The organism is Acinetobacter sp. HZNU-JH01, from assembly GCF_037996845.1.
GTDB classification, from domain to species: Bacteria; Pseudomonadota; Gammaproteobacteria; order Pseudomonadales; family Moraxellaceae; genus Acinetobacter; species Acinetobacter haemolyticus.
The window spans coordinates 2,534,688-2,548,180 of record NZ_JBBMZX010000001.1 but is presented as its reverse complement, the minus strand read 5'-3'; the positions used below and the strand labels follow the sequence as shown (position 1 = coordinate 2,548,180).

Genomic DNA, 13,493 nt, shown 5'->3' with positions numbered 1-13,493 from the left:
TTATTTTAGCTCCAAATGAATTTTCACATCTTTTTCTTCACTCGAAAAAAATGTAGATGAGTATCCTTGATCATCTGTCATACCTTTGATTTCAGCTCCATTAGGATAGATAGCAATATAAGGTGTATTTTTATAAGGCACTCCCTCATCATCCGTAAATAAATATCTTAAATTATATGTCGTCCCCTCTGGAAGGAATGGAATTTTTGTTTTTATCTTAGCTCCACCTTTAAACAAATGCTGTCCAGCTTTCACTTCAAACTTCCCACCTGTGGTTGGAAAGATTCCCGAACCATTCAGCTTAAGTTCAGAGCTATCTGCTTTAAATACAATTTCCTTTGGACTATTAAAATAAATTGCATCTTCAGTCGAGATGATTTGAATCCCCACTTTCGCCAATATATCTAAGCCATCCCCTTGAGCCTGTATTTCAAACTTACCCTTGGCTGCGACTTGTTTAATCCCATTCTGTGCTGCAAATAAACTAATCTTTTGACTGGCTTGGGCGATGAGGTTCTTTTGTGTGGTCAGGTTAATACTATCCCCTGCAAATTGGTTTAATTGCCCATCTGCAGAAAGATGAATATCTTCTGAAGTGCTAAGGCCAATTCCATTCGGCGAGCTCAGCAAAAGTACGGCTTCATTAAAACGTGCTATATCCTCCTGAATCAGCTCAAAGAATTCTTTGAGTTGTTCAACCGACTCTAACTCATCCGTTTGTTGGTTCTTGGCCACTTCACTCAAGGCTTTGGCATTATTTTGGTTGCCTTCCAGTTGTTGTTTAGCGCTTTGGGCTTCGAGGTGATCACCTTGTGCTTGCTCTTGGGAATGTGTAGTGATCAGTAAGCCTTCACCTGCACGGACTGCGCCCCATTGATCCGTCCTCAGTTCAAAGCCTTCTCCTCGGTCTTCACTTTCCGCTTGAGCTTTGGGATGACTGAGTTTTCCTAGATTGAGTTGACTCGCGGCATGACTGCTTTGTAATTGGGCACTGATCTGTCCTGTGGTGTCATCAAAGCGGAGTTGGTTATAGCCTGTGCCTTGGTATTCTTTGGATTTGATCCCTGCCAGTTTCTTGGTATCAGGTAGTTGTCCTTGGTCATCGAATTTTGTTGGACTGCGTTGTGCTTCGTGTAGTCGTCCTGTGACAAAGGGACGATCAATGTTGCCATCAAAGAAGTCAATCACCACAATCTCACCTATACGTGGTAAGAATCTAGCCCCATAGCCTTCACCTGCCCACGGGGTCAGTACATCTACCCATGCTGAATCGGTGTCGTTGTCATTACTGCCTGCACCGCCATCATGGCTATGATCATCATTTCGGGTAAACAGGAAGCGGACTTTAATCCTACCCCATTCATCGACATGAATTTCTTCACCTGCTGGACCAACAACTTTGGCTCGTTGTGGATGGGCTGCTGGACGGTGTTGTAATGGGTGATATTCAGGTACGGTTTTGATGTTACGGCGTTGTAAGGTTAGCTGATTGGCTTGGCGTTCTTCCGCACTTATGCTAGTTGCTGTAAGGGTATTGTCCTGTTGCCACTGACTTTGGTTAATCAGTTTTTGGATTTGTTGGTTTAAGTCTTTGGGTAAATTGTTCTGATTAAACCAATCTTTTTTGATGATCAGAAATTCTTGATCTGCACCTTTGTGTTGGTCTATTTCAGGGTGTTCAGTCAGTTTAAACCAGTAACCCACTTGGCTATCTCGTACTGTGGTATTGGCAGTAAAGTGTTTGGCTTGGGCATCGTGGTAATGACTGAGGTTTTGATTGAGTTTTTCTATTTGGCGATTGCCTGAAGCAGTTGCACCATCTTCTCCATTCAGGTCTTGCACCCATGCTGGACTAAAATGCCAGGCATCTTCCAGTCCAAGAGAAGCTGCATCATGTTGTTCACTATGTCGATGTTTCGTTTGAACACTGCCTGCACCATCTTCCTGTTCTAGGGCATCGGCTTGCCAGCGTTGGATATGTACTGCGGTGGGTTGTAGGCTGCGTTCTGCAATCAGGCTAGTCATACTGTCGTATTGTTCAGTCGCACTGCTACGGTGGTAACGGATGATTCTTCGATCTAAAGCTTGGTATTGGTTATTATCGTCAATCAAACGTAGTTTCTGTGCTTGGATTGGACTGTTGCTATTGGGTATAGTGAGTTGGGCTTCATCGATCAGCCAGTTAATACCTTCGCTTCTGAGCAAGCGAGTAATAAAGTCATAATCACTTTCATTGGCTTGCATCACAAATGGACGGATGTCGTAGTCTTGTTTGATCCCACCAAGGTCGAGTGTAAGACTTGATGCAAATAGTGGACTGCGTTGCTGCCATTCTTTGAATAGGGTTTGTACGATGTCGAGTACATTTTTATTCATAAATACGCGGCTGTTTCGGCGTTTATGCCACAGTGCAGTTGCATCTTGGAGTTTGAGTTTATACAGCGTGAGGCTACCGTCAGATTGTCCTTGTACGGCTTCTGTGATAATCCCTGTGGTTCTAAATAGTGTGCCAGTATCGGTGACTTGGTCTATCGCTGCCTGACAGCCGATGAACTGTTTTAATGGGATGTGGGCGTTAGTTGATAGGCAGATCAGTTCTGCAGTCATGCCCTGATTAATGGCATGCTGACCTTGAATTTTTTGGAGGAAGACTTGTTGATTTAAGCTCGGATTGGCAAATTGTATGTGTATCGCACGTTTTTGTGCGGTTAACCCTATTTTATCTAAAAAATTTAAAATATTAAAAATCATAATATTATATAAAATTATCCCTAATCAGCACTATATTCTATACGATCCAGAACATTCTGTATACAAAACATACTGTTGTGGGAAAAGAGGTAGTAAGTCAAATCATTACCATTAAAAAAACTGTTGTATTCACCACTTCGCATAATGCTGTTCTAACAAGCCATATTGCTGATCCAACTGCACCAATTCAATTTGTTCACGTTCTATCGTACCACTGACTTTGGCTTGCCATTGATTAAACTGACTGCCAATTAAACGTAGATTAATATTTTCAAAACGACACCAACCTGTTTCGATGACTAAGTTTAAACAGCCACCCAAAGAACGAATCGACCACGTTTTTTCATTCTGCTGTTCAAATAAAACATCTGTGAGTGGATATAAACGCCCATCTACCCATAACGCATTTTCATTGCCAAAACTTTCATTGACACCGGATGCAAGATTAAGCCCAATCCGACGCCCTTGCGCATCACGAAATTGACAGGACAGCCAAAACCAAGCCGTTTCTGGTCGTAAAAAACCACAAGTATCATCTAAAGCAGCCAGACTTTGGGCATCGAACTCTATCCGTTGCTGATCAGGACTAATAAAAAATCCCTCGACCGCCAGCGTTGTTTGCTTTTGGGTGTACGTCCAACCATTAATGCCTGTCGGACTACACAAGCTCAGTGCATCTGTTCCAGCACAAAAAATACGTGCTTTCAGTTGTATCTCGCCATATTTCGTGACTTGAATATAGCGCACGCCATTGGCATGTTGCATGTCAAACTGATAAGACGATTTTTTAAAATGACTTTGGCTAAAGAGTGGTTGTTCATCAAGTTGTGTATTGATCGCCAAAGGTTGAATTGCATTCCATTCGATGACTTTGCCAGATAGATGATCGTAAACATAGAAAAAACCATGGCCAGCCCACGATAAATCAACGATCGCAATTCCAATACTAAAATGCGCATGTTGCAAACCACAGAATTTGAATTTTTTATACTTAAGGTGCTTACGCCACCCTTTCAGCACCTGACCATAAGGCGTTTTATAAATATAGTCGTCGATATTAATTCGTGATGGTACTTGATCGAAACGCCCATAACGCGGCTGACCATTAGCTTGTATCAAATCCATTTTTCGTTCCTTGATTTTGCAGCTTCGTGTTGCTTAATCACATCCACGCCAATAATAGACGGGAAATTGTACAATTGACTATCATTTTTGCATCAATATTAATTCTTTGGATGTAACCCCCCAAATCAATGTACTGCCTACGCACAGCCATCATCGCACACTATTTCATCAAAGGTTCATACTGATCTTTTATCTTTAAAAACAATCTTATACCACTTGATCAAAAAATCATGAAAACACGTACTATTTTTAAGGTAAATGCATTGTGCATCATGTTATTGGCACTCACTGCTTGTAATGACAATGATGATAAACAGTCACCCAAAGTTGAACGTAAAAATCAAACGATTAACGTGCTTGCTTTCAACGACTTTCATGGAAATTTAGAGCCACCGAAGCGGTTTATTGAAGCTGAAGATCCACATGATCATAGTCAAACAGTACGCATTCCAGTTGGTGGTGTCAGTTATTTTGCCGATGCAATTAAGAAACTTCGTGCCCAATATCCAAATAATGCGGTCGTTTCTGCTGGCGATTTGATTAGTGCCTCACCATTAATTTCATCACTATTTTTAGATGAACCTACCATTGAAGCAATGAATGATATTCAAATTGATTTCAATGCGGTTGGAAACCATGAGTTTGATCGTGGGACAGATGAACTTCGCCGCTTACAAAATGGTGGTTGCCAGCAATACACCACCACAAAACCTTGTCAAATTAATCCAAACTTCTCTGGGGCAAAGTTTGAATTTTTGGCAGCGAATGTTTCGATGAAAGCTGATCCCAAAAAGACGTTGTTCCCTGCCTATAAAGTCAAAACGTATGGTGGTATTCCAGTCGCCTTCATTGGTTTAACACTCGAAGCGACGCCAAGTATTGTTTCTGCGGCAGGTATTACCGATGTAAATTTCCATGACGAAGCAGATACCGTCAATGCGTTGATTCCAGAATTAAAAAAACAAGGTATTGAAGCAATTGTGATGGTGGTACACGAAGGAGTGGCTCCAAGTACCAAGTTTAATCAAAAAACATGTGAAGGTCTGAGTGGGCCACTGATCGACGTGCTTGAACGTCTCGATCCAGCCGTAGATGTCGTTGTTTCTGGTCACACCCATCAATCCTATATATGTGATTATGCAACCAAAAATCCAGCCAAGCCTTTTCTACTCACTTCAGCAGGTCAATACGGCACGATCATTACCAATATCCAACTTGAACTCGATGGAAAAACTGGTGATGTCATCAAAAAAGATGCTTCTCAAGTTCCTGTACAAAGTGAAAGCTATACCTCTGGTACAACGACAGTCAACCTCACAGATCTTTATCAAAAATTTAGCAAAACACCGAGCATTGAAGCAATTTTAGATAAATATCGCCCTGCGGTAGCGACCATTTCTGCACGTGTGGTCGGCTCAGCAACCAGTGTAATTGATCGCAATCGTACTGAGAGCGGCGAAACTGCGTTGGGTAATTTGATTGCAGATGCGCAACAAGCAGCAGCGCTTGCAGCCAGCAACCAAGGATCAGATTTTACCTTGATGAATCCGGGCGGCGTCCGCGCAGATCTATTGATAAATGGCAATAATCAAATCACATTTGGGGATGTGTTCAGTGTCCAACCCTTTGGAAATTCGTTGGTCACACTCAGCTTAACAGGCAAACAAATCCTTGAACTATTAGAACAACAATGGTCTGGGGCAAATGCAGGCACTCCTCGAATACTACAACCATCGAAAGAATTGAGTTATTCCTATAAACAAGATGCTTCAGTATCACCTCGTGCTAGCAATATTATGATTGCTGGACAAGCATTGGTCGATACCCAGACTTATCGCGTTACTGTGAACAGCTTTATTGCCGATGGTGGTGATAACTTCACGGTTTTAAAACAGGGTAAAAATCCTATTGGGGGAGGTCAAGATATTGACGTGTTAGAGCGTTATATCAGCCAGAACTCTCCACTGACCGCACCAAAGACAGATCGAATCAAACTAATCCCATAGCTCTACAAAAAATAGGGAGGCAAATGCCTCCCTATTTTTTCAGTGAGATTTACATCTCAACCATTTCAACACCATCAATACGTGCAACCGTCATCAAGTCTTTATCACCACGGCCTGAAACCGTTGCAATAATGATCTGATCCTTTGACATGGTTGGCGCAAGTTTGGTGACATAAGCCATCGCATGTGAGCTTTCTAGCGCAGGAATAATCCCTTCAATCTTAGTCAAATCACGGAAACCTTGTAAGGCCTCATCATCATTGATTGGCACATATTCCACACGGTTCATATCTTTGAGGAAACTATGCTCAGGACCTACTCCTGGATAATCCAGACCCGCAGAAATACTGTGTGTTTCAATGATCTGACCTTGCGCATCTGACATCAAATAAGTACGGTTACCATGTAAAACACCCACATGACCAGCATTCAATGGCGCAGAGTGTTTACCTGTTTCAATACCATAACCAGCCGCTTCAACACCATACATTTTCACATCTTGATCATTCAAGAATGGATAGAACAAGCCCATCGCATTTGAACCACCACCCACACAAGCGACCAAAGCATCAGGTAGACGCCCTGCTTGCTCTTGGATTTGACGGCGCGCTTCACGACCAATAATCGACTGGAAATCACGTACAAGTTGCGGATATGGATGTGGCCCTGCAACCGTTCCAATCACATAATAGGTGCTATCAACATTGGTTACCCAGTCACGCATCGCTTCATTCATGGCATCTTTCAATGTTTTTGAACCACTTTGCACTGGAACTACGGTCGCACCCAACAAACGCATACGGTATACATTCATGGCTTGACGTTTTACGTCTTCAGCGCCCATATATACCACACATTCCATGCCCAACCGTGCAGCAATTGTAGCTGTCGCCACACCGTGTTGACCTGCACCTGTTTCTGCGATGATACGCTTCTTACCTGACAACTTTGCCAATAACGCTTGACCAATGGTATTGTTCACTTTGTGCGAACCTGTATGATTCAGGTCTTCACGTTTCAGGTAAATTTGCGCACCGCCGAGGTGCTGAGACCATCGCTCAGCATAATAAAGAGGACTAGGACGACCAACATAAAACGCAAGATCACGATCAAACTCTGCTAGAAACTGAGCATCATTTTTCATACGACCATAAAGACTTTCTAAGTCTTCAAGTGCAGCCATAAGCGTTTCTGACACAAAACGCCCACCATGAATACCAAAATGCCCTTGGGCATCTGGAAACTGGGTGTAGTCAATCGCCTGATTTTGTTGACTAAGGTTTTGCTGATCCACGTTGGACTCCTTGCATAAATTTTTCAATGAGTTGTTGGTCTTTTATACCTTTTGCGGACTCGACGCCTCCGCTGACATCTACAGCAAAAGCCGCTGTAGCATCAATAGCTTCACTCACATTTTCAGGGGTTAAGCCCCCTGCCAAGATTAGTGGAATTTCAATTTGAGGGAATTTATTCCAATCAAAGCAATGACCAGTGCCACCTTTTAATTCAGGATGCCATGCATCCAGTAGAACAGCACTAGCTCCGACAGCTTGATAACGTTGAATTTCGGTCAAAATATCTAAATCAGGTTTAACCTGAATCGCTTTGTACCAACGACGTTTACATTGCTGAGCAATCTGCTGGCACTGTTCTGGAGTTTCATCTCCATGCAGTTGTAATACATCCAAAGGAACTGAATCAAGCACTGTTTGTATTTCTTCTACGCTTGCATTTACAAATAAACCTACTAACTGAACATAAGCGGGTACTGCATTTGCCAATACTTTTGCTTGTTCAATACTGAGATGACGCGGGCTTGGCGGGAAAAATACAAAACCGATTGCATCCGCCCCTGCTTGTACTACAGCTTGAACATCTTGTAGTCGAGTAATACCACAAATTTTGGCGCGAGTTCGCAGTTGATGTTGGCGCATGCTCTGTCCAATTTTAATTTGAATATTTTAAAACTTTCGCATTGTAAAGCAATTTGACCCAGTTGGGGAAAAGTTGATTTCGAAATGCAATTGTTTAAAAAACGTTAACACTTTATACTTTGCGTAATCTTGCAACAAGTCTAAAGCAAATTCTTTTGCTTATAGGGAAGTTGGTGGAATTCCAACACTGCCCTCGCAACGGTAACACCGTATTATTAATCTTAGCTCCACGCCGAATCACTGCATCAGAATGATGTGGGAAGATGATTAATAGCATCATTCTTGTGATGATATAGTGAAGTCCGGAGACCTGCTTGTTGTTTATTTCCACATTATCATTCACGACGGGTGAATGTCTGGAGTACGCATGTCTACTGTCTTTCAACCAACTCGCCTCGTTGGTGCTATCGCTATTGCGATGGGGTTTTCTTCACCTGCTTTTGCTCAAGAGCAATCAACCAATAAAACTGCAACGTTAGATACAATTGTTGTAACTGCTTCTCGTAGTGAACAAAAAATTAGCGAAGTTCCAGCGCGCATCAATATTATTGAACCGAAGATTCTTGAGCAATCTCCTATTGCTTCTTTACCGCAATTATTACAAACAGATGCTTCGATCAATATGGTACAAAGCGGTGGCTATGGGCAAACTGCGTCTATCTTCCTACGTGGAGGTAATTCAAACCAAACGCTTGTTTTAAGAGATAGCGTACGTCTGAATTCGACCACTTCCGGCACAGCCTCTTTACCATTTATTGATACAACTGATATTAAGCAGATCGAAGTATTAAAAGGTCCAGCATCAGTTTTATATGGTACTGATGCAATCTCAGGTGTCGTTCAACTGATTTCTAAAACACCAGAAAAAACCTCTGCTTTTGTAACAAGTGAAATTGGTGAAAATAAGACTTATAAATCTGTAGTTGGTGCAGATCTGGCTGAAAATGGATTCTATGCACAGATTCGTGGTCAACGCCTTGAAACTGATGGAACACCTGTCAAAGACATAAAAAATGCACCCGATGCCTCATTTGATCAAAAAGGCTATAGTGCAAAAATCGGTGTGGAAAAAGAACAGTATGCCGCTTTAGTTGATTATAATGAGAACCAAGGTTATAGCGATTACGATAGCTCTGGCAAACTTGTTTCTCAAGACTTTAAAAATGAAATCATTAACGTTAAAGGACGTTTAAATCTTCTTGAGAATTTAGCTCTACATGCCCGTTTCTCTCAATTCAAAGATGAAATAGATCAAAATGATTCCACAGATTTTGTCCATAGCAAAACGCAAGAATCTGAAATCTATGGTCAATGGGGCTTTGCACCAAATCAAAAGCTTCTAGTTGGTGTAACACATCGAAATATTGATGGTGATGTGATTTCCTATGGCACGCCATATCAAGAAGATATCGATTCAACAGGATATTATATCCAGCACAAATATGATCAAGCTGGATTGAACACTCAAGTTGGTATCCGTGTAGAAGACAATGAAAAATTCGGTACACATACCGTTGCTCAAGGCTCTGTCCGTTATCAAGTGCTACCGTTAACCAGTATTTATGCAAATATTGGTTCAGCTTTTAAAGCTCCAACACTCAATGATATGTATGCTTATGGTGGTAACCCAGACCTTAAACCAGAAGAAAGCTTGTCTTATGAAATCGGTCTAGACCAAAAACTGGCTTACAATATTTCAACAGGTTTATCTCTCTATACAACAGAAGTAGATAATCTGATTGCTTTTGATGGCGTTCTGAATCAAATGAGTAACGTTGAAAAAGCTAAAATGGAAGGTAGTGAGCTCTATTTGAAATGGCAAGGTGAAAACCTATTTACCAATTTAAGTTATAACTATGTTCGCGCTAAAGACAAGAAAAATGATGAAGATTTAAGTCGTCGCCCTCGTCAAAATATTGCATTGACTACAGGTTGGACCGATGAACAATATACCTTCTCAACTACAATGTTAGCGAATGGCGATTACGACAACAGTGCCTTTGACAATATTCAAATCCCTGGACACTTCCGTGTAGACATGCATGGACGATACAAAGTGAATAAAAATATTGATGTTTTTGCGAACATTCAAAATGTAGGTGATTCAAAATACCGTACCGTATATGGTGGAGGTAGTTATTACATCAATGGCGGCCGTCAAGCTTCTGCTGGTGTAACTTTCCGTTATTAATCGCATGATAAAGTAATAAAAATATTTTCTTAACTTCACTTTCGGGGTAATGTTTTGACCGACATTATCCCCTTTTTATTTTAGGATGAGAGAAACAAGGCTATGGGACATCGTTTAAGTAAAATCTATACACGTACAGGTGATTCAGGCACAACTGGCCTAGGGGATGGTTCACGCGTTGCCAAAGATGATTTACGTATTACGGCATTAGGTGATGTCGATGAACTCAATGCAACGATTGGTGTACTGCGTGCACAAATCAGTGCAAGCCAAGTTGAAAATAAAGCCCATTGGGATAAAAGCTTAAGCCTCATTCAACACTGGTTGTTTGATTTGGGCGGTGAGGTCTGCATTCCAAACTATCATCTATTACAACCTGTCTGCATTGAATTTCTTGAAAAAGAAATTGATCGAATGAATGAGTCTTTGCCCATGCTAAAAGATTTCATTTTGCCATCAGGCAGCTTAGCATGTAGCTATGCACATCAAGCACGTGCTGTTTGTCGTCGTGCTGAACGTGCTTTATTATCGGTACACAATCGTGACCAAAATATCCAAGCCACAGCCTTACAATTACTGAATCGCTTATCCGACTGGTTGTTTGTTGCCTCACGTGCCTTGCAACGTGCCGAAGGTGGTAACGAAGTGTTGTGGCAAAAAAACATTAATGACAGTATCGATCCAGCATAACTATTTCCAAGGTGAATAAAGATGAGAATTATTGGTCATCGTGGTGCACGTGGTGAAGCGCCTGAAAATACCTTAGGTGGATTCCGCTATCTGCATGGGCTTGGCATTCGTGCAGTCGAGTTTGACGTTCGTCAGCTTAAAGATGACCAACTCATCGTAATTCATGATGATGATTTTGTTCGTACTGCCGGTCGCTTACAACATGTAGAAAGTTGTAATCTGCTAGAAGCCGAACAATTTGATCATCGCCATCAGTGGCAAGACTGGAAAACTGAAGAATTTACGCCGAGTTTAAAGCAGGTTATGGATTGTTTAATCGACTTTGAGCATATTGAAGTTGAAGTAAAATCAGTCGTTGATGAGGTTGCGGCTGAACGGCTGATTATAAAACTACAGCAAGAACTACAAGGTTTTGAAAAAACAGCAACTATTACCAGCTTTGATACAAAAATTTTAGATGCATTACAGCAACATCAGAGCACTTTTAAACGAGGACTCTTGGTCGAAGTTCCAATCGGTGAATATGCAATCGAACTTGCACATCAGTATCAATGTCGTCAAATCGGTTGGAAAGATCAACTCGCTTCAGATGAAATCATTCAACTGACCCAGCAAGCGCAATTAGATATTAGTGTTTGGACAGTAAATGATGTTGAACGTGCTATGCATTTACAACAGCTTGGTATTCAAGGTTTGATTACTGATATTCCTCAAACAATGTTGCAGCATTTTTCACAATAAAAATAAAATGGTGGAGACCACTCCACCATTTTTTATCATTTCTTACGTTGTGCTTGTATCAAACGTTGCCCTCTAGCATCCAATAGATAGAGATTGGTTCCATCATATTGAAAACGCTCGACTCGCTGAATCGCATCCATCAACTCTGCTTCTTGTGCCAAAGACTTATTACAACTGTAATGCCCTGCTCTCACATCGAAATCAAGTTTACGTTGAGCAAAATCATAGCGATAACGCCCATAAATATTATTACATCCAGTATGCCCTGCAACACTTTTACTCACAGAGTTCAATGTAAAACTTGGAAATTGACTAAAGAACAATGCACGTTTGTTGTGAATCATTGTAATTTGCCAATCAACATCTTGAATTCCATCACTACTCTTACGAACCTGCATTGGTGGAAGTGTATGTGACGGTTTAGGTTGTAAAGTATTTTTTTGCACTTTTGAAGGTTGGCTCTGGCAAGCAGCCACCATCAAAACACTAGAAAATATTAAAGTTTTGTGAACAAATGCCTTTATAGAGAAAATAGGATTTTTCACAATAATTTGCTCAGACATTGATTTATTTCACCTTTTAATAAATTAGCCTGTTCGGCAAACGAATTCTGTTACTGTTCTTTCGATACAACTGTAGAATAATACTAGTGCTTATTGATTTGAGCATGCTAATATCAGGACTAAAATAGCAATATATCGTAAAGATTGGTCTTGCTATCTCGTTTAGTTTTATTATCTTGTGCAAACAAGGTTGTTAGGAGCGCTGCCGGATATGAATTCCGCCCCACTCAAAAAAGCACCCATTAACTGGACTGCTAGCATTACCTTAATTGGAACCCCAATTCTTGCTGCTATTTTAATTCCTTTATACGCTTATTATTATGATTTTAGTGTAAGCGCATGGGTAAGTTTATTCTTCCTCTTAGCATTGAGTAGTTTAGGCATCACAGCGGGTTACCATCGCTTATGGGCACATCGTGCTTATGAAGCATCTTTACCCTTAAAAATTCTATTGATGATTGGTGGAACTTTTGCCGTTCAAAACAGTATTCTGTTCTGGGCTTCTGGACACCGTACCCATCACCGTCATGTCGATGATGTAGATCAAGACCCATACTCGATCAAACGTGGTTTTTGGTATGCACATTTAGGTTGGATGATCCGCGATCATTCACCGTCTCAACCTGATTTCAAAAACTCACCAGATTTGCTCAATGACAAACTCGTGATGTTCCAACACAAGTACTATGTCCCGATGGTCATTGCGGTTCATGTTGGTTTATTGGGTGGTATTGGCTGGGCTGTTGGTGATGTTTGGGGCGTAGTTCTACTAGGTGGTCTACTGCGCTTGATTATCAGTCATCATGTTACCTTCTTTATTAACTCACTCTGTCATATGTGGGGCAAACGTCCTTATACTGATGAAAATACGGCACGAGACAACTTCGTCTTAGCGATTTTCACTTGGGGTGAGGGTTATCACAATTACCATCATATCTTCCAATACGACTATCGTAATGGTGTGAAATGGTGGCAATATGACCCAACAAAATGGTTAATTTGGACCAGCTCTAAATTAGGTCTAGCTAAAAATTTACGTCGTATTCCGAGCTTTAATATTCAAAAAGCTGAGTTAGCGATGAAATTTAAATATGCTGAACAAGACTTGGCCATTTATGGACATGATGTAAACACAGATATCGTGCAAATGAAGCAACGTATTGCTCAAGAATACGAAGCATTTACCCATACATTAAATGATTGGGCAAAGCTTAAAGAGCAAGAGCTACAAGCTAAAAAAGCAGCGATGGCAGAAAAGATTCATCAAATCGACCATAAATTAAAAGTTGATTTCCAATTACTTGAGCATCGTCTTGCTCATCATCGTGAGTGCTTAGAAACTTTAATGCGTAATATCAAAAAAGCACCTGTTTCTGAGTAAACATAAATGATAAAAAATGGTCTCTTTAAAGAGGCCATTTTTTATATCTATCAGGTGCAAATCCGCCCCTGCTTCTCATCGCTGCCAAGCTGAAAATTTGCTATAGTCATT

At 41.0% G+C, this 13,493-nt stretch carries 10 protein-coding genes and 1 riboswitch; of the genes, 5 read left to right on the top strand and 5 right to left on the bottom strand.

The genetic code is table 11. The features are described from left to right. Together AAC851_RS12130 and AAC851_RS12125 are read right to left on the bottom strand one after the other, a co-directional pair. Nucleotides 1–2,751 carry a type VI secretion system Vgr family protein gene (locus tag AAC851_RS12130; protein ID WP_125501419.1) on the bottom strand — a complete coding sequence of 917 codons (2,751 nt, stop codon included), beginning with the start codon at nt 2,749–2,751 and terminating at the stop codon, nt 1–3. 129 nt (nt 2,752–2,880) lie between these two features. Beyond that, nucleotides 2,881–3,876 (bottom strand): DUF2804 domain-containing protein, encoded by a 996-nt coding sequence (locus AAC851_RS12125; RefSeq protein WP_004640730.1) that lies wholly within the window; start codon nt 3,874–3,876, stop codon nt 2,881–2,883. Nucleotides 3,877–4,106: 230 nt separating this feature from the next. On the opposite strand from AAC851_RS12125, the gene AAC851_RS12120 reads away from it, so the two are divergent. Continuing rightward, on the top strand, nt 4,107–5,882 hold the full coding sequence (locus AAC851_RS12120; protein ID WP_075314862.1) for a bifunctional metallophosphatase/5'-nucleotidase: 1,776 nt from the start codon (nt 4,107–4,109) through the stop codon (nt 5,880–5,882). Between the two features lie 49 nt (nt 5,883–5,931). Here the strand turns inward: AAC851_RS12120 and trpB are convergent, their stop codons facing one another. Together trpB and AAC851_RS12110 are read right to left on the bottom strand one after the other, a co-directional pair. Further along, a complete protein-coding gene (trpB, locus tag AAC851_RS12115) occupies nt 5,932–7,176 on the bottom strand; it encodes a tryptophan synthase subunit beta (RefSeq protein WP_004640735.1) in 1,245 nt (414 codons plus the stop codon). Continuing rightward, complete coding sequence (locus AAC851_RS12110) at nt 7,157–7,816, bottom strand: phosphoribosylanthranilate isomerase (protein ID WP_075314860.1); 660 nt, start codon at nt 7,814–7,816, stop codon at nt 7,157–7,159. The genes trpB and AAC851_RS12110 overlap by 20 nt, the downstream gene beginning before the upstream one ends. 119 nt (nt 7,817–7,935) lie before the next feature. Beyond that, nucleotides 7,936–8,148, top strand: a riboswitch (cobalamin riboswitch). A 35-nt stretch (nt 8,149–8,183) separates the two neighbouring features. Between AAC851_RS12110 and AAC851_RS12105 the strand changes: the two genes are divergently transcribed. The 3 genes from AAC851_RS12105 (at nt 8,184) to AAC851_RS12095 (ending at nt 11,438) form a co-directional block, all read left to right on the top strand. Continuing rightward, on the top strand, nt 8,184–10,007 hold the full coding sequence (locus AAC851_RS12105; protein ID WP_340600904.1) for a TonB-dependent receptor plug domain-containing protein: 1,824 nt from the start codon (nt 8,184–8,186) through the stop codon (nt 10,005–10,007). A gap of 102 nt (nt 10,008–10,109) precedes the next feature. After that, the gene (locus AAC851_RS12100; protein WP_075314856.1) at nt 10,110–10,697 is read left to right on the top strand and encodes a cob(I)yrinic acid a,c-diamide adenosyltransferase; all 588 of its coding nucleotides are present in this window, start codon (nt 10,110–10,112) and stop codon (nt 10,695–10,697) included. Between the two features lie 21 nt (nt 10,698–10,718). Next, a complete protein-coding gene (locus AAC851_RS12095) occupies nt 10,719–11,438 on the top strand; it encodes a glycerophosphodiester phosphodiesterase (protein WP_075314854.1) in 720 nt (239 codons plus the stop codon). A 35-nt stretch (nt 11,439–11,473) separates the two neighbouring features. Here AAC851_RS12095 and AAC851_RS12090 read toward each other — a convergent pair whose 3' ends face one another. Beyond that, on the bottom strand, nt 11,474–12,001 hold the full coding sequence (locus AAC851_RS12090) for an META domain-containing protein (RefSeq protein ID WP_075314852.1): 528 nt from the start codon (nt 11,999–12,001) through the stop codon (nt 11,474–11,476). Nucleotides 12,002–12,212: 211 nt separating this feature from the next. Between AAC851_RS12090 and AAC851_RS12085 the strand changes: the two genes are divergently transcribed. Continuing rightward, the gene (locus AAC851_RS12085; protein ID WP_005089185.1) at nt 12,213–13,382 is read left to right on the top strand and encodes an acyl-CoA desaturase; all 1,170 of its coding nucleotides are present in this window, start codon (nt 12,213–12,215) and stop codon (nt 13,380–13,382) included. Nucleotides 13,383–13,493 lie beyond the last annotated feature (111 nt).